General features: G+C 74.7%; 19 protein-coding genes. 10 read left to right on the forward strand and 9 right to left on the reverse strand.

All coding sequences use genetic code 11. The features are described from left to right. Positions 1–61 precede the first annotated feature (61 nt). Positions 62–1,090: an adenosine deaminase gene (locus E0W78_RS06290; RefSeq protein ID WP_131403002.1), complete on the forward strand. Its 1,029-nt coding sequence runs from the start codon at positions 62–64 to the stop codon at positions 1,088–1,090. A gap of 154 nt (positions 1,091–1,244) precedes the next feature. Here E0W78_RS06290 and E0W78_RS06295 read toward each other — a convergent pair whose 3' ends face one another. Then, positions 1,245–2,036, reverse strand: a complete 792-nt coding sequence (locus E0W78_RS06295) for a hypothetical protein (RefSeq protein ID WP_207392665.1) — start codon at positions 2,034–2,036, stop codon at positions 1,245–1,247. A gap of 94 nt (positions 2,037–2,130) precedes the next feature. On the opposite strand from E0W78_RS06295, the gene E0W78_RS06300 reads away from it, so the two are divergent. From E0W78_RS06300 to E0W78_RS06310, 3 genes are read left to right on the forward strand one after another with little or no spacing between them, the layout of a single operon-like run. Next, positions 2,131–2,925 (forward strand): SDR family NAD(P)-dependent oxidoreductase, encoded by a 795-nt coding sequence (locus E0W78_RS06300; protein ID WP_131403003.1) that lies wholly within the window; start codon positions 2,131–2,133, stop codon positions 2,923–2,925. Beyond that, a complete protein-coding gene (locus tag E0W78_RS16725; RefSeq protein ID WP_131403004.1) occupies positions 2,925–3,569 on the forward strand; it encodes a histidine phosphatase family protein in 645 nt (214 codons plus the stop codon). The genes E0W78_RS06300 and E0W78_RS16725 overlap by 1 nt, the downstream gene beginning before the upstream one ends. 8 nt (positions 3,570–3,577) lie before the next feature. Then, positions 3,578–4,336 (forward strand): SDR family oxidoreductase, encoded by a 759-nt coding sequence (locus tag E0W78_RS06310; protein ID WP_131403005.1) that lies wholly within the window; start codon positions 3,578–3,580, stop codon positions 4,334–4,336. A gap of 13 nt (positions 4,337–4,349) precedes the next feature. Here the strand turns inward: E0W78_RS06310 and E0W78_RS06315 are convergent, their stop codons facing one another. Next, a complete protein-coding gene (locus E0W78_RS06315) occupies positions 4,350–4,952 on the reverse strand; it encodes a class I SAM-dependent methyltransferase (protein WP_131403006.1) in 603 nt (200 codons plus the stop codon). A gap of 302 nt (positions 4,953–5,254) precedes the next feature. Here E0W78_RS06315 and E0W78_RS06320 point away from each other — a divergent pair, with 302 nt between their 5' ends. After that, positions 5,255–6,433 (forward strand): ScyD/ScyE family protein, encoded by a 1,179-nt coding sequence (locus E0W78_RS06320; protein ID WP_165570421.1) that lies wholly within the window; start codon positions 5,255–5,257, stop codon positions 6,431–6,433. Positions 6,434–6,493: 60 nt separating this feature from the next. Here E0W78_RS06320 and E0W78_RS06325 read toward each other — a convergent pair whose 3' ends face one another. The 4 genes from E0W78_RS06325 to E0W78_RS06340 all read right to left on the reverse strand — a co-directional run bounded on the left by E0W78_RS06325 (position 6,494) and on the right by E0W78_RS06340 (position 11,128). Continuing rightward, complete coding sequence (locus tag E0W78_RS06325) at positions 6,494–7,618, reverse strand: homoserine O-acetyltransferase (protein WP_131403008.1); 1,125 nt, start codon at positions 7,616–7,618, stop codon at positions 6,494–6,496. Continuing rightward, positions 7,615–8,904 (reverse strand): bifunctional o-acetylhomoserine/o-acetylserine sulfhydrylase, encoded by a 1,290-nt coding sequence (locus E0W78_RS06330; RefSeq protein WP_131403009.1) that lies wholly within the window; start codon positions 8,902–8,904, stop codon positions 7,615–7,617. The genes E0W78_RS06325 and E0W78_RS06330 overlap by 4 nt, the downstream gene beginning before the upstream one ends. Positions 8,905–8,984: 80 nt before the next feature. Beyond that, positions 8,985–10,307, reverse strand: a complete 1,323-nt coding sequence (locus E0W78_RS06335; RefSeq protein ID WP_131403010.1) for an ATP-dependent 6-phosphofructokinase — start codon at positions 10,305–10,307, stop codon at positions 8,985–8,987. A 62-nt stretch (positions 10,308–10,369) separates the two neighbouring features. Continuing rightward, complete coding sequence (locus E0W78_RS06340; protein WP_131403011.1) at positions 10,370–11,128, reverse strand: DeoR/GlpR family DNA-binding transcription regulator; 759 nt, start codon at positions 11,126–11,128, stop codon at positions 10,370–10,372. A 29-nt stretch (positions 11,129–11,157) separates the two neighbouring features. Between E0W78_RS06340 and E0W78_RS06345 the strand changes: the two genes are divergently transcribed. After that, positions 11,158–12,354 carry an MFS transporter gene (locus E0W78_RS06345; protein WP_207392666.1) on the forward strand — a complete coding sequence of 399 codons (1,197 nt, stop codon included), beginning with the start codon at positions 11,158–11,160 and terminating at the stop codon, positions 12,352–12,354. Here the strand turns inward: E0W78_RS06345 and pxpB are convergent. Continuing rightward, positions 12,323–13,873, reverse strand: a complete 1,551-nt coding sequence (pxpB, locus tag E0W78_RS16840; RefSeq protein WP_131403012.1) for a 5-oxoprolinase subunit PxpB — start codon at positions 13,871–13,873, stop codon at positions 12,323–12,325. The two genes, E0W78_RS06345 and pxpB, sit on opposite strands and share 32 nt — an antisense overlap. Then, the gene (locus tag E0W78_RS06355) at positions 13,870–14,631 is read right to left on the reverse strand and encodes a 5-oxoprolinase subunit PxpA (RefSeq protein WP_131403013.1); all 762 of its coding nucleotides are present in this window, start codon (positions 14,629–14,631) and stop codon (positions 13,870–13,872) included. Before E0W78_RS06355 ends, pxpB begins: the two co-directional genes overlap by 4 nt. Before the next feature lie 145 nt (positions 14,632–14,776). On the opposite strand from E0W78_RS06355, the gene E0W78_RS06360 reads away from it, so the two are divergent. After that, positions 14,777–15,049, forward strand: a complete 273-nt coding sequence (locus E0W78_RS06360) for a hypothetical protein (RefSeq protein WP_131403014.1) — start codon at positions 14,777–14,779, stop codon at positions 15,047–15,049. Then, positions 15,039–15,626, forward strand: coding sequence for a hypothetical protein (locus E0W78_RS06365; RefSeq protein WP_131403015.1), 588 nt, complete (start codon positions 15,039–15,041; stop codon positions 15,624–15,626). The genes E0W78_RS06360 and E0W78_RS06365 overlap by 11 nt, the downstream gene beginning before the upstream one ends. Here the strand turns inward: E0W78_RS06365 and E0W78_RS06370 are convergent. After that, positions 15,623–16,111 (reverse strand): PaaI family thioesterase, encoded by a 489-nt coding sequence (locus E0W78_RS06370; RefSeq protein ID WP_131403016.1) that lies wholly within the window; start codon positions 16,109–16,111, stop codon positions 15,623–15,625. The two genes, E0W78_RS06365 and E0W78_RS06370, sit on opposite strands and share 4 nt — an antisense overlap. A gap of 51 nt (positions 16,112–16,162) precedes the next feature. Here E0W78_RS06370 and E0W78_RS06375 point away from each other — a divergent pair, with 51 nt between their 5' ends. Then, a complete protein-coding gene (locus E0W78_RS06375) occupies positions 16,163–16,630 on the forward strand; it encodes a helix-turn-helix domain-containing protein (RefSeq protein WP_131403017.1) in 468 nt (155 codons plus the stop codon). 34 nt (positions 16,631–16,664) lie between these two features. Beyond that, positions 16,665–17,273, forward strand: coding sequence for an HAD-IA family hydrolase (locus E0W78_RS06380; RefSeq protein ID WP_131403018.1), 609 nt, complete (start codon positions 16,665–16,667; stop codon positions 17,271–17,273).

Raw genomic sequence — 17,273 nt, forward strand, 5'->3', positions numbered from 1 at the left:
CGGTTTCGGCAGCAAAGGGCCCGGGGTGCCTAGCCCGGTCCCACGTGCCAGACTCCGGCGCATGAGCGACCTGCACGCGTTCGCCGCCGGCCTGCCCAAGGCCGAGCTCCACGTCCACCACGTCGGCTCGGCCTCGCCCCGCACGGTCGCCGAGCTGGCCGGCCGCCACGCGGGGTCGTCGCCGGTCCCGGCCGACCCCGACGCGCTGGCGGACTACTTCACGTTCACCGACTTCGGCCACTTCATCGAGGTCTACCTGTCGGTCGTCGACCTCGTGCGCACCCCCGAGGACGTCTGGACGCTGACCTACGAGGTCGCCCAGGACCTGGCCGCCCAGCAGGTGCGGTACGCCGAGCTGACCCTCACCCCGTACACGTCGATCGTCCGCGGCATCGCGGCCGAGGCGTACTGCGAGGCCGTGGAGGACGCGCGGCTGAGGGCGGAGCGCGACCTCGGCGTCACGCTGCGCTGGTGCTTCGACATCCCCGGCGAGTCCGGGCTGGAGGCGGCCGACGTCACGCTCGACACCGCGCTGCGGCTGCGCCCCGACGGCCTCGTCTCGTTCGGCCTGGGCGGCCCCGAGCTCGGCGTGCCGCGGCCCCAGTTCGCCCCGCACTTCGAGCAGGCGCGGGCGGCCGGGCTGCACAGCGTCCCGCACTCGGGGGAGTCGACGGACGCGCAGTCGGTGTGGGACGCGGTCGAGCACCTGGGCGCCGAGCGCGTCGGGCACGGCATCCGCAGCGTCGACGACCCGGCGCTGCTGGCGGTGCTGGCCGAGCGGGGCATCGCGCTGGAGGTGTGCCCGACGTCGAACGTCCGCACCCGCTCGGTGCCGTCGCTGGAGGCGCACCCGCTGCCGGTCATCGCCGCCGCCGGGGTGGAGTTCTCCATCTCCTCGGACGACCCGCCGATGTTCGGCACGACGCTCACCGACGAGTACGTCGTGGCGGCCGGCCTGCTGGGCCTGGACGAGGCGGGCGTCGCCGAGCTCGCCCGCCAGGCGGTGCGCCAGTCGTTCCTGGACGAGCCGGGCAAGGCGTCCCTGCTCGCCGAGGTCGACGCCTACGCGTCCGGCTCGACGGCGCCCTGAGGGGGCGGTGCTCGCCTGGCTCCACGGGCGGGTCGACGACCCCGGGTTCCACGACGACGACCGCAGGACCGCGCCCTGGCCGACCGCCTGCGTGACCGGCTGACGAGCCCGGCCGGCTAGGGGCGCCCCCCGGCGTCCCCGGCCGGCCGTCGGCTCAGCCCCAGTTCGTGCCGCGCGAGCGGGTCACGATGCGGGTCCACGGACCCTTGGGGACGTCCCGGCTGTCGACGAACCGCCAGCGGACGCCGCGGGTGATGCCGTTGGTGCTGGCGAAGCCCAGGCAGCCGGTGAGCGCGGGCGACACGTCCATGCCGGCGCCGCCGTACCGCTTGTTCTTGGGCCGCTGGTTCTTGGTGCCGAAGACGTAGCGGGTGTCGCTGTACTGGCCCGGTCCGGCGTCCTGGATCTGTCCGTAGCAGCGCCGGTTGCCCTTGCGCAGCTCCACCCAGCGGTTCTTCATGAGGCTGTACGCGCGGTTCTTGACCTTGCCGCGGTAGGCGCTCTGGTTGGCCCACGGCACGACCTTGCCGCGGCTGCGGAAGTTCTTGGTGACGTTGACGTCGTCGTAGGGCAGGTCCAGGTAGAACGGGTTCTCCTTCGGCTTCATGTGCCGGGGGAAGTAGCCGTTGCTGCGGGTGCGCCGCTCGGTGCGGCAGTCGCCGTTCTTGCGGACGCCGTCGCAGCCGCCGAAGCGCTTGTACCAGCGGTCGTCGTAGGCCGAGATGCGCTGCGAGCCGTCCGAGGCGGACGGGTCGAAGATCTCGCCGACCCAGAAGGTCGTGGCGGTGATGTTGGTGTGCCAGGGGTACTTGGACGCCTTGGCGGAGCTCGGCGCGGTGGTCGTGCCCAGGGCGACGGCCAGGGTGGTCAGCAGCGCGGTGGCGGCGACGAGCACGCGGCGGCCGCGGCGCGAGCGCGGCACGCGGGGGTGGGGGAGGCGATTCACGGGCAACGATTCTCCCGGATTTTGGCGGAAAAAGCCAAAATCTGCGCAACAACGGTTGCGCACCGCGGGGACGTCCACCGTCTAGCATCGCGGCATGTCCATCCCCACCGACGCGCGCGTCCTGGTCACCGGGGCCGCCTCGGGCCTCGGTCTCGCCCTCGTCCGCCAGCTGGTCGACCGTGGGTGCCACGTGCTCGCCACCGACGTCGCCGAGACCCTCCCCGACTCCCTGGCCGGCCTCGACCGCGTGACCTACCGCCGTCTCGACGTGACCAGCGACGTCGACTGGGCGGGCGCCCGCGACCACGTCGTGGAGACGTGGGGACGCCTCGACGTCCTGTTCAACAACGCCGGTGTCGCCGCGGGCGGGCGCATCGAGCTGACCGAGATGGACCAGTGGCAGTGGATCGTCGACGTGAACCTGCTCGGCGTCGTCCGCGGCTGCCGCGCGTTCGCGCCGCTCATGGTCGAGCAGGGCTCCGGCCACCTGGTGAACACCGCGTCCGCCGCCGGCCTGGTGCACATGCCGACGATGAGCGAGTACAACGCGGTGAAGGCCGGTGTGGTCGCGCTCAGCGAGACGCTGTTCTTCGAGCTGCACGACGCCGGCGTGCACGTCACCGCCGTGTGCCCGACGTTCTTCCGCACCAACCTGGCCGCCTCGCTGCGCGGCAAGGACGAGCAGGCCCAGCAGACCGCCGAGAAGCTCATCTCGCGGGCCAAGGTCGGCGCCGACGAGGTCGCCGAGCGGGTGCTCGACGGGGTCGACCACGACCGCCGCCTGGTGGTGCCCAACGCCGACGGCCGCGCCATCTACGCGCTCAAGCGCCACGCGCGTCCGCTCTACGACCGGCTCGTGCTGCGCACGCTGCGCGGCCGGAGCCGCTGATGGGCACGCTGCTGCTCGTCCGCCACGGCCAGGCCTCGTTCGGCACCGACGACTACGACCGGCTCACCGCCTTGGGCGAGCGCCAGTCGCTCAACCTCGGGTACGCGTGGGAGGCCGGTGGCTGGAGCCCGGACGTGGCGATGGTCGGCTCGCTCAAGCGCCACCACCAGACCGCGATCGCGTCGCTGGACGTGCTCGGCGACGTCGACGGCTACGACCAGGACGCCGGGTGGGACGAGCTGGACTTCGAGCCGCTCGTCGACGCCTACGCCCCCGGCACGCCGCGCGACGACCCGAAGGGCTTCCAGAAGGCGTTCGTCGCGGCGACCGCTGCCTGGACGCGCGCCGAGCTGACCGGCGTCGCTGAGACGTTCACCGACTTCAGCGCGCGGGTGCTCACCGCGTTCGAGGCCGTCGCGTCGTCGGTCGGCCGCGGCCGGACCGGCGTCGTGTTCACCTCGGGAGGGCCGATCGCCGTCGTCGCCGCGCACCTGCTCGGCGGCGGCCCTGACCTGTGGTCGCGGCTCAACGCGGCCATGGTCAACACCAGCACCACCAAGATCGTCCTGGGCTCGGCCGGCCGCACGCTCATCAGCTTCAACGAGCACGGCCACCTGCCCGCCTCCGACGTCACCTACCGATAGGAGCCACCGTGCGCCGCAACGTCCTCATCACCGGTGCCAGCTCGGGCCTCGGGGCCGGGATGGCCCGGGTCCTGGCCGAGCAGGGCCACCACCTGGCGCTGGCCGCCCGCCGCACCGAGCGGCTCGAGGCGCTCCGCGACGAGCTGCTCGCCGCGCACCCCGGCATCCGGGTCAGCGTCCACGCGCTGGACGTCAACGACCACGACCAGGTGTTCGCCGTCGTGAAGGAGGCCGTCGGCGAGCTCGGCGGCCTGGACCGGGTCGTCGTCAACGCCGGCCTGGGCAAGGGCGGGCGGATCGGCACCGGCCGGTTCGCGGCCAACCGCGAGACCGCGATGACCAACTTCGTCGCCGCGCTGGCCCAGTGCGAGGCGGCCATGGAGCACTTCTACGAGCGCAAGGCCGGGCACCTGGTCGTCATCTCGTCGATGTCGGCCATGCGCGGCATGCCGTCGTCCATGACCACCTACGCCGCCACGAAGGCCGGCGTCGCGCACCTGGCCGAGGGCATCCGCTCGGACCTGATCGGACGGCGCGGGCTCGACATCAAGGTCACGACGATCTACCCCGGCTACATCGCCTCGGAGATGAACGAGGGCGTCGAGCAGGAGGCCAGGATGATGGTCGACACCGAGACCGGCTGCCGTGCCCTGGTGAAGGCGATGCAGAAGGAGCCGGCCGAGGCGAGCGTCCCGCCGTGGCCCTGGAAGGCGATCGGGCCGGTCATGAAGCACGCCCCGCTCGGGGTCGTCCGCAAGCTGGTCTGAGCGTGAGCCGCCGCTAGAGCCGGGTCGCGCGCACCACGGTGTCGTGCACCGTGACCGGCTCGCCGTCGACGGCGACCGTGCGCGGACGCGTGCCGCAGACGTCGACGAGCCAGGACCCGTCCAGCAGCGCGGCGACCTCGTCGGCGGTGGGGACGGAGGCCGGGCTGGCCGCGGACGCGCCGGGCTCGGCGTGGCCGACCACGAGCAGGGTGCCCGTGCGGCGCACCGCCGAGGCCAGGCCGCGGACGACGCGGGACAGGCGCCCGGCCGGCACGTCGCCGACCTGGCACGCGACCAGGTCGTAGCCCTCGGACTCCGGCGGGTCGTCGACGACGTCGGACTGACGCCAGGTGATCGCCGGCTCGAGCTCGGGTGCGGTCTCGCGCACGCGCCGGGCGGCCCGCTCGAGCGAGGCGGGGGACGCGTCGAGGCCCTCGACCTGCCAGCCGTGACGGGCGAGCCAGCGGGCGTCGGCACCGTCGCCGCACCCGACGTCCAGGGCTCGGCCCGGGGTCACGTCGCTGAGCTGCGCGACGAGGTGCGGATCGGGTGCGTCACGCCACCTGACCGCCGGCGGGCGGGAGTCCACGAGGGTCTGACGTGCCGTCGAGGTCATGCGTTCCAACCTAGGCACGCTCGCGCGCGACACGCCAGGGCGTGGCCGCACCCGGCCGCCGCCGCGCTGCGGTCCCCGCACGTTCCCGCGCGTCCCCGCAGGCTTTTCCGCACGGCGGAATCGGGACGTCCGGAGCGTCCTACGGTCGGCGCAGGCTCGACCACGTCGGTGAGTCGCCTCCCTCCGGGGTCCTGCTGGACCGGTCGGGAGACGGCCGGGCACCGGAACCTCGTCGGGCTCGCCCCCGGCCGGGGCCCCCGTGCCCGGTCGGGGGCATCCGACCCCCCCGAAGGAGAACCATCGTGAAACGCTCCACCTCCGTCCTCGCCGTCGGCGCGGCCCTGGCCCTGGCCGCCGGCCTCGCCAGTCCCGCTGCCGCCGGTGGCTCCCACGGCGGCCCCGGCCGTCCCGGCACCCCCACCACGATCACCGACGGCCTGCTGACGCCGTTGAAGCTGGCCGTCGACCGCGACGGGACGTCCTTCGTCTCGCAGAACTTCGCCGGGCTGCTGACCCGCGTCTCGCGCACCGGCGCCAAGACCAACGTCTTCAGCAGCGGTGGCGACGAGGTCGGCTCGGTGTCGCGCCGCGGTCGCACGACCTACCTGACGACCACCGGCTCGGACCCGCAGAACCCCTCGGCCGTCCTGTGGTCGCTGCGCGACGGACAGACGACGCCGCGCAAGATGGGCGACCTGTTCGCCCACGAGCAGCGCCGCAACCCCGACCGCCGGACGACGTACGGCTTCCGGACGCTCAAGGACCCGGCCTGCCTCGCGCAGTTCCCGGCGGGCAACCCGGCGACGTACACCGGCATCGTCGAGAGCCACCCGTACGCGACGCTGCCCGCCCGTGGAGGCGTGTTCGTCGCTGACGCGGCGGCCAACGCGATCCTGTGGGTCGACGAGCACGGCGGTCGCGTCTCGACCGTCGCGGCGCTGCCGGCGGCCAAGCCGGTCAAGGCCACGCCGGAGATCCTCGCCGCCCAGGGCCTGCCCGCCTGCGCGGCCGGGTACCCGTACTGGTTCGAGGCGGTGCCGACCGACATCGAGGAGGGCCCGAACGGGAAGTTCTACGTCACGTCCCTGCCCGGTGGTCCCGAGGACGCCAGCCTCGGTGCTCGGGGTGCGCTGTTCGAGCTCAAGCCGTGGAAGGGCCACCTCAAGCCGGTCGCCGACGGGTTCGTCGGTGCGGTCGACGTGGCCGCCGGACCGCAGGGCCAGCTGGCCGTCGCCGAGCTGTTCGGCGGTGCGCAGGGACAGGGCCAGGTCACGCTGCTCACGCCGCGCAAGCACCGCCACGGGTGGGGCTACTCGCGCTCCGCGCTGCCGCTGACCGCGCCGGCCGCGGTCGAGTGGGTGCCGGGATGGCGTGGCGCCAGCACGCTGTACGCCACGACGGACGCGTTCGGGCCGCAGGGCCCGGCGCCGACCGGCAAGATCGTGAAGGTCCCGTTCTCGGGCCACCGGTCGCACCGCTAGGACGTCCGCGCAGCACCGCAGGCAGGGCCGGCTCCTCCGGGGGCCGGCCCTGTCGCACGCTCAGGAGCCGAGCAGCTCGCGGGCCAGGGCGCCGACCTGGGCGGACTCGACCAGGAACCCGTCGTGCCCGTGCAGCGAGGTGACGACGCGCAGGTCGCCGCTGCCGGGGATGCCGTCGGCCAGCTCCTGCTGCTGGTGCAGCGGGTACAGCCGGTCCGAGTCGATGCCGGCGACGACCGTCCGGGCCCGCACCCGGCCCAGGGCCGCCGCCGGGCCGCCGCGCCCGCGGCCGACGTCGTGGCTGTCCATGGCCCGGGTGAGCGTGACGTAGCTGTTGGCGTCGAAGCGGCGGACGAGCTTGGCGCCGTGGTGCTGCAGGTACGACTCGACCGCCCAGCGTCCGCCCTCGGTGACCGGGACGCCGTCCTGCTCGGCGCGTCCGAACCGTTGCTGCAGCTCGGCCTCGCTGCGGTAGGCCACGTGCGCGACCCGGCGGGCCAGGTCCAGGCCGGTGCTCGGTCCCGCGTCGGCGTCGTAGTAGTCGCCGCCGCGGAACCGGGGGTCGGAGCGGATCGCGTCCACCTGGATCGTCGACAGCGCGACCTGCTCGGCCGACGCGGCGGCCGAGCTGGCCAGCAGGAACAGCCGCTCGACCCGCTCGGGCACGGTGACCGCCCACTCCAGCGCGCGCATGCCGCCGGCCGAGCCGCCGACGACCGCGTGCCAGCGCTCGATCCCGAGGGCGTCGGCGAGGCTCAGCTCGGCGGCGACCTGGTCGCGGATGGTGACGTGCGGGAACCGGCTGCCCCAGCGCCCGCCGTCGGGGTGGAGCGACGACGGCCCGGTCGATCCCTGGCAGCCGCCCAGGTGGTGCGGGGCGACGACGAACCAGCGGTCGGTGTCGATCGCCCGGCCGGGACCGACGACGTCCGCCCACCAGCCGGGTGTCGGGTGCCCGGGACCGGCCGCGCCCGTGACGTGGCTGTCGCCGGTCAGCGCGTGCTCGACCAGCACGGCGTTGCCGCCGTCGAACGTCCCCCAGGTCTCGTGGGCCAGCCGGACGCCGGGCAGCACGGCGCCGGACTCCAGGGCCAGGTCGCCGACGTCGTGGAAGCGCCGGTGGCCGACGGGATCGCCCTCGAGCCACGCGCCGGTGGCTCGAGGGCGGTCGTCGGGACGGGTCACTTGGCGGCGCGGAAGCCGGCGTCCAGGTCGGCCAGGATGTCGTCGACGCCCTCCAGGCCGACGGCGAGCCGGACGAGTCCGGGCGTCACGCCCGAGCCGGCCTGCTCCTCGGCGGTGAGCTGGGAGTGCGTGGTGGACGCGGGGTGGATGGCCAGGCTGCGGACGTCGCCGATGTTGGCCACGTGGCTGTGCAGCTCGAGCGCGTCGATGAACGACTTGCCCGCCTCGAGGCCGCCGGGCAGCTCGAACGTGACGATCGCGCCGGCGCCCTTCGGCAGGTACTTCTGCGCGAGCGCGCGGTACGGGCTGGACTCCAGGCCGGCGTAGCCCACGGACGCGACGTCGTCGCGCGCCTCGAGCCACTGCGCCACCGTCTGCGCGTTCTCGACGTGCCGCTCGATGCGCAGGCTGAGCGTCTCCAGGCCCTGGGCGAGCAGGAAGGCGTTGAACGGGGCGATGGCCGGGCCGACGTTGCGCAGGTACTGCACCCGCAGCTTGGTCAGGTAGGCCGCCGGCCCGAGCGCCTCGGCGTACTTCAGGCCGTGGTAGCTCGCGTCGGGCTCGGTGAAGCCGGGGAACTTGTCGCCGTGGGCCGCGTAGTCGAACGTGCCGCCGTCGACGACGACGCCGCCGATCGCGGTGCCGTGGCCGCCGATGTACTTGGTCGCCGAGTGCACGACGGTGTCGGCGCCGTGCTGCAGCGGGTTCAGCAGGTAGGGCGTGGCGACGGTGTTGTCGACGATGAACGGCACGCCGACCTCCCGCGCGACCGTCGCGATCGTCTCCAGGTCGAGGATGTCGCCCTTGGGGTTGCCGACCGTCTCGCCGAAGAACGCCTTCGTGTTGTCCTGGACCGCGGCGCGCCACTCGTCCGGGTTGGCGGGGTCGAGGACGAAGGTGACGTTGATCCCCAGCTTCGGGAACGTGTGACGCAGCAGGCTGTCGGTGCCGCCGTAGAGGCTGGCGGACGCCACGACGTGGTCGCCGGCCTCGGCGACGTTGGTCAGCGCGCCGGTGGTGGCCGCCTGGCCCGAGGCCACGAGCAGCGCACCCACGCCGCCCTCGAGCGCGGCGATCCGCTGCTCCACGACGTCCTGGGTCGGGTTCATGATGCGCGTGTAGATGTTGCCCGGCTCGGCCAGGCCGAACAGGTCGGCGGCGTGCTGGGTGTCGCGGAACGCGTACGACGTCGTCTGGTAGATCGGCAGCGCCCGGGCGCCCGTGGTCGGGTCGGGCGTCTGGCCGGCGTGGATCTGCTTGGTCTCGAACGACCAGTTCTCGCTCATGGGTCCTCCTCGGAAGCGCTCGGACCCTCACCGTCGCACGGGCGACGAGGGGTGGACGAGCGTCTTGCGATGCGGACGAGCTAGGCGCGCATGGCGTGCGGCTGCGAGGTCGACTCGAGCACGCTGAGCCACAGGTCGCCGTCGGGCGAGACGCTGTGCGGGCGGTGCGTCACGTAGGCGATCGGCACGTTGACGAACCGGTGGCGGCGGCGTCCGACCACCATGTCGGTGCGCCCGGACATCGCCGCGTGCACCGCGATCTGGGCCAGGCGCGCGCAGTAGACCGAGTCGACCGGGTCGGCCGGCACCGAGCGGATCAGGTAGCCGGGATCGAAGTAGCGGACGTTCACCGGCTCGCCGCGGTCGCCGAAGTCGGCCCGGATGCGCTCGCGCAGCAGGTGGCCGATGTCGCCGAGCACCGCGTTGCCCGACGGGTCGGTGGCGCCGCTGGCCTCGCAGTGCTGCTGGCCGGCGCCCTCCGCGACGACGATGACCGCGTGGCCGCGCTCGACGACCCGGCGGTGCAGGTGGGCCAGCAGCCCGTTCTCGCCGTCCAGGTCGAAGGGCACCTCGGGGATGAGCACGAAGTCGGCGTCGTGGCCGGCGATCGCGGAGTAGCAGGCGATGAAGCCGGCGTGGCGGCCCATGACCTTGACGATGCCGACGCCGCCGAGCGCCGCCTCGGCCTCGACCTTGGCCGCCTTGATCGACTCCGCGGCCCGCGAGAACGCGGTCTGGAAGCCGAAGCTCTGGCCGATGTGCGGGATGTCGTTGTCGATCGTCTTGGGGACGCCGACGACGGCGATGTCGTTGCCCCGGCGCAGGCACTCCTGGGCGATCTTGTGCGCGCCGCGCATGGAGCCGTCGCCGCCGATGACGAAGAACAGGTTGACCCCGCGCGCCTCGAGCTCGTCCACGACGACGTCGACCTCCTGGGCGCCGCGCGAGCTGCCCAGCACGGTGCCGCCGCGCTCGTGGATGTTGGCCACCGACTCCGGCGTCAGCACGACCGGCTCGAGGTCGCACTCGGGCACGAGGCCGGCGTAGCCGTTGCGGAAGCCCAGCACGTCGGTGACGCCGTAGTGCTCGTACAGCTCGAACACGATGGCGCGGATGACGTCGTTGAGCCCGGGGCACAGGCCGCCGCAGGTGACGATGCCCGCGCGCGTGGTCTCCGGGTCGAAGTAGATGCGGTCGCGGGCGCCGCCGGCCTCGAAGGTCGGCAGCTCGTCCAGCGGCAGGCCGCGGGCCTTGACCAGCGAGATGGTGTCGTCGAACAGGACGCGGTCGTCCTCGCCGACGTAGTACTCGTTGGTGGCGCGTCCGCCGACGTACTCGGCGAGCGGGGAGGGGATGGTCGGCTCCCCGAGCGTCGTGACCTGCAGATCGGCGAGGGTGACCATGCCGCAACCCTATCGAGCCGGGCCGGCCGGTGGGCGCGCTCCCAGCGGTTCGGCGGGGCGGCTCAGGCCAGGACGACCTCGACCCCGGCGGCGCGGAAGCCGGCCAGGGCCTCGGCGGGCGCGTCGGCGGTGGTGACCAGGTGGGTGAGGTCCGACGGAGCGCCGAAGCGGAAGGTCGACGAGCGGCCGAGCTTGTCCGGCGTGGCGACGAGCACGCGGCGGCGGGCCGCCTCCAGGCAGGCGCGCTTGATCGCCGCGTCCTCGGGCGTGGTGGACGTCAGGCCGTCGGTGACCGAGGCCGAGCAGGCACCGAGCACGGCGACGTCGACCCGCACCGCACGCACGGCGTCGACGGCGTCGGAGCCCACGAGGGCGAGCGAGTCCGTCTCGACCGGGCCGCCGGGCACGACCACGCTCACGCCGGGGCGGGCGGCCAGCGCGGCGGCGCCGTGCAGCGACAGGGCGAGCACGGTGACCGGACGTCCGGCCAGGGCCTGCGCCACGGCCAGGCAGGTGGTGCCGTTGTCGAGCACGAGCGACTCGTCGTCCTCGACGAGGGCCGCGGCCGCGGCGCCGAGCCGCGACTTGAGCTCGAGGTCGGCCTCGAACCGCGACCCGAACGGCATCTGCGCCCCGCGCTTGGCCGCGCGGCGGACGCCGCCGTGGGTGCGGGTGACGGCTCCCGCGGCGGCGAGCTCGGCCAGGTCGCGGCGGACCGTGACGGCCGAGGCCCCGGTGAGCCGGCGCAGGTCGTCCACGCCGAGCGTCCCGCCGGTGGAGACCGCCTGGATGATCGCTTTCTGCCGTTCCGATCGTTGCACGTGATCATCCAACCACCTACCGTGCGCGGGTGACTCCCACCCGCACCCCCGGCCGCGCCCGGCTCGGCGTCTCGCTGATGTTCTTCACCAACGGCGTCCTGCTCTCGGCGCTGCTGCCGCGCTACCCCGAGATCAAGGACGCGCTGGACCTGAGCAACACCGGGTTCGGGCTCACCGTGGTGGCGTTCCCGCTCGGCGCGATCGTGTCGGCCGCGCTGGCCGGCAAGGCGGTGCGCGCCTTCGGCACGCGCACCGTGACGGCGGTCGGCTCGGTGCTGCTCGCGGCGGGCACCGCGACCGCCGGGCTCAGCGACGTCGCCTGGCTGTTCTTCGCCGCGCTGTTCGTGGCCGGCGCGCTGGACGCCGTGGTCGACGCGGCGCAGAACGTGCACGGCGTCGCGGTCGAGCGCTGGCTCGGCCGCTCGGCGATCAACTCCTTCCACGCGGTCTGGAGCCTGGGCGCCGCGACCGGCGGCGTCATCGGGGCCTGGGCCGCGGCCCAGGACGTCCCGGTCGGCACGCAGATGGTGGTCAACGGCGTCGTCTGGTCGCTCGTGGCCCTCGTCGCGTCGGCGATCTCGGCCGTCCCGGACGAGCACCTGCACCCGGTCGAGGAGACGTCCGACGTCACCGAGGCGCGGCCGCGCAGCCACGCCTGGGTGCTGCTCGCGCCGCTCGTGCTGCTGGCGATCTGCGGCACGCTCGTCGAGGACGTCGCGAACAACTGGGTGGTGCTGTTCCTGGGCACCGAGACGTCCGCGCCGGTCGGCGTCGCCGGGCTGGGCCTCACGGTCGTGCTCGTGTCGCAGTTCGTCGGCCGGCTCGTCGGCGACCCGATGACCGACCGCTGGGGACGGGCCGCGGTCGCCCGGACGGGGGGACTGGTCGTCGCGGCCGGCATGGTGCCGGTCGTGCTCGGCGCCCCGTACCCCGTGACCATGGCGGGGTTCGCGCTCATGGGCTTCGGCTGCGCGACCCTCGTCCCGGCCGCCTTCGCCGCCGCCGACGGCGTGCCCGGGCTGCCGGCCGGCACGGGCATCGCCCTGCTCGGCTGGCTGATGCGCCTGGGATTCCTGCTCACGTCGCCCGTGGTCGGCGCGTTCTCCGACGCCGTCGACCTGCGCACCGCGATGCTGCTGCCGCTCGTGGGTGGGCTGGTGGCCGCGGTGCTGGCCCACCGCCTTCGCGGCTCGCTCAGCGCGCGCCCGGCGCCCAGCGCAGCCTGACCGGCTGGCCCGGCCGCAGCTGGGCGGCCCGGTCGGCCGCCGCCTCGGTGAGGACGCCCGCGACGGGGTAGCCGCCGGTCACCGGATGGTCGGCGAGCATGACGACCGGATCGCCGCCCGGTGGCACCTGCAGGGCGCCGCGCACGAGGCCCTCGCTCGGCAGCTGGCGTCCGGGCTCGGCGTGGGCGACCGGGGACGTGCCGCCGGTCTCGGATCGCAGCCGGACGCCGACGCGGTCCGAGCGCGGGTCGACCTCCCACGGCGTCGACACCAGCGCGGACGCGTCGGCGAGCCAGTCGTCGCGCGGGCCCGGGACGAGGTCGAGCACGACAACGCCGGTCGGTGGCGCGGGCATGGGCGCCACGTCGACGGTGGGGACGTCGTCGGGCGCGGGTCCCACGCCGAGCCGGGAGCCGGCCGTCAGCGGATCGGGCCCCAGGCCGGCGAGCACGTCGCGCGACCGCGAGCCGAGGACGTCCGGCACGGCCCAGCCGCCGCGCACCCCGACGTAGGCGCGCAGGCCGGCCCGGGCGGAGCCGAGGGCGAGCTCGTCGCCGGCCTGGAGGCGGAACGGCGCGTTGGTGCCCTGGCCGCGACCGTCCACCCGGACGTCGAGGTCGGCCCCGGTGACCACGAGGAGCAGGTCGCGGTCCTCGGCGCGCAGCCGCAGGCCGCCCAGGGTCACCTCGAGCGTCGCGGCGCCGCGCGGGTTCGCGAGCAGCCGGTTGGCCAGGGCGTGGGCCGCCCGGTCGGCGGCACCGGACGGGCCGACCCCGAGGGACGCCAGGCCGGGCCGGCCCTCGTCCTGCACCGTGGTCAGTGGTCCGGGCGCGACGACGCGGACCCCGGCTCCGCTCCCGGTCCCGGTTCCTGAGCTTGTCGAAGGGGAGCCTGTCGAAGGAGAGCTTGTCGAGGGGGCGTCCACCGCCACGAACCGCACCCGGACGCCGGGCCGCAGCAGCGCGGGCGGGTCGCGGTGCAGGTCCCACAGCGACAGGTCCGTGCGGCCGAGCAGCTGCCAGCCGCCGGGGGACTCGCGCGGGTAGACGCCGCTCAGGTCGCCGGCGAGGCCGACGGAGCCCGCCGGCACGCGGGCCCGCGGCTCGGCCCGGCGCGGCACGTCCAGCCGCGGGTCGCCGCCGGAGAGGTAGGCGAACCCCGGCGCGAACCCGCCGAAGGCGACGGTCCACGGCGTCCCGGTGTGCGCGGCCACGACCTCGTCCGGCGTCAGCCCGGTGAGCTGCGCGACCTCGTCCAGGTCGGGCCCGTCGTACCGCACCGGCACCTCGACGAGCTCGCCCGGCTGCTCGTCGGCCGGGAGCGGGCTCAGGCCGGCGAGCGCGTGCCGGACGTCGTCCAGCTCGCCCGCGGAACGCGCGACGACGAGCACGGTGCGGGCACCGGGCACCACGTCCACGACGCCGTCGAGCCGGGCGGCGCGCACCGCGGCGGCGAGCCCGACGACCTCGTCGGTGCCGGCCGCCTCCAGCAGCACGGCCCGCTCGCCGACCGTCCTCATGCGAAGGGGCGCACCGCGACACCGGCCGCGCCGAGGGCGTCGCGCACCGCGCGGGCCATGGCGACCGCGCCGGGGGTGTCGCCGTGGACGCAGACCGAGTCGGCGTCGACCTCGACGACGCTGCCGTCCACCGCCTCGACCGCGTGCTCGGTGGCGAGCCGGACGACCCGGGCGGCGACCTCGTCGACGTCGTGCAGCACCGCCCCCGGCTCGGGTCGCGGCACGAGCGTGCCGTGCGCGGTGTAGGCGCGGTCGGCGAACGCCTCGGAGACGACGCGCAGCCCGCGCGACTCGGCGTGCCGCAGCAGCGCCGAACCGGGCAGGCCGAGCACCGCGAGCGAGTCGTCGAACGACTCGACGGCGTCCACGACGGCCAGCGCGTGCTCGTCGTGGTGGACGGCGGTGTTGTAGAGCGCGCCGTGGGGCTTCACGTACGACAGCCGGGTGCCGGCCGCGCGGGCCATGCCGGCGAGGGCGCCGAGCTGGTAGACGACGTCGTGCGTGAGGTCGTCGCGGCTCGCGTCGACGAAGCGGCGGCCGAAGCCGGCCAGGTCGCGGTAGGAGACCTGGGCGCCGACCCGGACGTCGTGGGCGGCGGCCCAGCGCAGCGTCCGGGCGAGCGTCGCCGGGTCGCCGGCGTGGAAGCCGCAGGCCACGTTGGCGCTGGTGACGAGCCGCAGCATCGCCTCGTCGTCGCCCAGCTCCCAGCGGCCGAACGACTCGCCGACGTCGCTGTTCAGGTCGATGTGCGGGTCCATGCCCCCAGTCTGGCCCGTCCTGTCCCTACGGGGCGGTGAGTCAGCGTCACTCCGGCCGTGGTGGCGGTGAGTTGTGGTCACTCTCGCGCAGGAAAGTGACCAGGACTCACCGCTCGCGCGCGCCGCTCGTGGGACGCTTCGCCGCATGACACGACGCGGAACGAGGCTCCTGGTGATCGGCACGGCCCTGGTCGCGTTCGCGGCCGGCGTGCTGCTGTGGGCCGCGCTGGACCTGGTGGCGACGGGCTACCGGGTCGACGAGGAGGGCACCTCCTCGCGACAGGCCGACATGCTGCTCGGCTGGGGTGGCCTCGCCCTCGGGCTGGTCCTCGGCTCGGTCGGTGCGGTGGTCCTGGGCCTCGCCCAGGCGCACATCCACCGCGAGCAGAGAGACCTCACCGAGCACCGTGTCGGCTGACTGGAACGGCCGCCTCGGCCCCGGCTACTGGGCGCAGGCTCCGGTGGCCGCTCTGCTCGCGGCCGGGCTGTTCTGGCTCGGAGCGCAGGCCCCGGGCGGATGGCGCCCGGTCCTGCTCCTGGCCGGCTCGGTGCTGGCGCTCTACGCGGCCTACGTGCTGCTCATGCCGCTCGTCGTGCGCATCGTCGTAGCGGCCCTCGAGGCCCTGTCCGAGGACGCGAAGGGCCCGGCGACCGGGCGACCCACGACGAGCACCCGTCAGCGTCGCGGCCTTCCGCCCGCGCCGCGCGGTGCCCGGCACTGGGTGGACGCCGGCTCCAGCCGGCTCGTCCGGAGGCGGCTGCTGGTCGACGACCGCGGACGCGTCCTGCACGAGGACGACCACGACCGCCGGGCCGACCTGGCGCTCGGCGCCGGACTCGTGCTGGCGCTCGCCGTCTCGGTGCTGAGCGCAGGCCTCGACGGCGGGGCCGGCGGCGTCGTCTTCGCCCTCGCGGTCATGACGGCCTGCGGGGTGCTGGGCATGGCCGCCGTCCGTGTCGCGGGACGCGTCGCGGTGTCGCGGCTGGGCTCCTAGACCGGGAAGACGGCGCAGGCGCTGGACGCGGTGGCGAGCAGGCGTCCGCCCGCGTCGCGGATGTCGCCCTCGGCGAACGCCGCCCGCGAGCCGGGCTTCGTCACCCAGCCGTGCGCGGTGACCGGCCCGGTGTCGACGGTGATCGGGCGCAGGAAGCTGACCTTGATCTCGAGCGACGTGTACGCCTGGCCGGCCGGCAGCGTCGAGTGCACCGCGCAGCCGCAGACCGAGTCGAGCAGGGTGGCGTAGAAGCCGCCGTGCACCGAGCCGATCGGGTTGTAGTGCGACTCGTCCGGCACCGCGGTGAACACGACGTCGCCGGGCTCGACCGACACGAAGCCCATGCCCAGGTGGGCCGCGATCGGCGCGCCGGGGATCTCGCCCTTGAGGATCGCGCGCAGGTAGTCGACGCCGCTCATCGTCCGCGCGGCCGCGGCCTGCGGGAGGGGATCGGTCCAGGTGATCGTCCTGCTCTTCTCGCTCATGCCGGGACGGTAGCATCTGGGTACGCAATCCGTACCCAGCCAGGAGCGACCATGACCGCGACGTTCGCCGAGCTCGACTCCGCCACCTGCTCGATCGCCCGCGCCACCGGCTTGCTCGGCGACCGCTGGAGCGTCCTCGTCGTCCGCGACGTGCTCAACGGGGTCCGGCGCTTCGACGCGCTGGCCGACCACCTCGGCGTCTCGCGGGACGTGCTGCGCCGCCGGCTGGCCGCGCTCGTCGACGCCGGCGTGCTGGAGCGGGTCGAGTACCGCGAGGACGGCCAGCGCCCTCGCGCCGAGTACCGCCTGACGGACGCCGGCCTCGAGCTCGTCCCGGTGCTCGTCGCCTTCCTGGACTGGGGCGACCGCCACCTGGGCGGTGCGGACGGACCGCCCGCGGTCGTCCGCCACGAGTGCGGTGCGCCCGTCCGGTCCCGCCTGGTCTGCGCCGACGGCCACGTCGTCGAGGACGCTCGCGAGACGCGCCTCGAGCCCGGTCCCGGGGCCCGCCCGCGCTGAGGCGGTCCGCCGGGTCCGCCCCTACGGTCGGGGGATGAAGCACGTGGTGTGGGACATGGACGGGACGCTGCTGGACTCGACTCGGGTGGTGCCGGACGCCTTCGTGGGCGCCATCGCCGAGCTCGGCGGGCCGCGGGTCGCCCGCGACGACGTCGTGGCCGCGTACTCGCTGGGCGTCCCCGAGGTCCTGCTGGCGCACTTCCTCGGCCGCGACCTGGACGAGGGCGAGGCTGAGGCGTACTACGGGCGGCTGCGCGACGCGCAGGTCGCGCCGTACCCGGGGATCGCCGAGACGCTGGAATCCCTGCGGTCGCAGGGGCGCCAGGTCGCGGTGTTCACCGGCGCCAGCACCCGGGCGGCCCGGACGCTGCTGGACGCCGCCGGCCTGACGGTGGACGTGCTCGTGGGTGGCGACGACGTGGGGCGTCCGAAGCCCGCGCCCGACGGCGTCGTGGAGGCCGCCCGGCGACTCGGGGCCGGCCCCGGCCACGTGGTCTACGTCGGTGACGCGCCCACCGACATGCAGGCGGCGCGCGCCGCCGGGGCGGTCGCCGCGGCCGCGTCCTGGGGGCACCTCTACGACCCCGACGAGCCGTTCGACCACGCACTGACGGAACCGCGGGACGTCCTCCGCCTGCTCTGA

The organism is Aeromicrobium sp. IC_218, assembly GCF_004336805.1.
GTDB lineage: Bacteria > Actinomycetota > Actinomycetes > Propionibacteriales > Nocardioidaceae > Aeromicrobium.

Coding starts and splice junctions, on each gene's coding strand:
- E0W78_RS06290 (WP_131403002.1), top strand. CDS start 62: ATGAGCGACCTGCACGCGTTCGCCGCCGGCCTGCCCAAGGCCGAGCTC.
- E0W78_RS06300 (WP_131403003.1), top strand. CDS start 2,131: ATGTCCATCCCCACCGACGCGCGCGTCCTGGTCACCGGGGCCGCCTCG.
- E0W78_RS16725 (WP_131403004.1), top strand. CDS start 2,925: ATGGGCACGCTGCTGCTCGTCCGCCACGGCCAGGCCTCGTTCGGCACC.
- E0W78_RS06315 (WP_131403006.1), bottom strand. CDS start 4,952: ATGACCTCGACGGCACGTCAGACCCTCGTGGACTCCCGCCCGCCGGCG.
- E0W78_RS06330 (WP_131403009.1), bottom strand. CDS start 8,904: ATGAGCGAGAACTGGTCGTTCGAGACCAAGCAGATCCACGCCGGCCAG.
- E0W78_RS06335 (WP_131403010.1), bottom strand. CDS start 10,307: ATGGTCACCCTCGCCGATCTGCAGGTCACGACGCTCGGGGAGCCGACC.
- pxpB (WP_131403012.1), bottom strand. CDS start 13,873: ATGAGGACGGTCGGCGAGCGGGCCGTGCTGCTGGAGGCGGCCGGCACC.
- E0W78_RS06355 (WP_131403013.1), bottom strand. CDS start 14,631: ATGGACCCGCACATCGACCTGAACAGCGACGTCGGCGAGTCGTTCGGC.
- E0W78_RS06360 (WP_131403014.1), top strand. CDS start 14,777: ATGACACGACGCGGAACGAGGCTCCTGGTGATCGGCACGGCCCTGGTC.
- E0W78_RS06370 (WP_131403016.1), bottom strand. CDS start 16,111: ATGAGCGAGAAGAGCAGGACGATCACCTGGACCGATCCCCTCCCGCAG.
- E0W78_RS06375 (WP_131403017.1), top strand. CDS start 16,163: ATGACCGCGACGTTCGCCGAGCTCGACTCCGCCACCTGCTCGATCGCC.
- E0W78_RS06380 (WP_131403018.1), top strand. CDS start 16,665: ATGAAGCACGTGGTGTGGGACATGGACGGGACGCTGCTGGACTCGACT.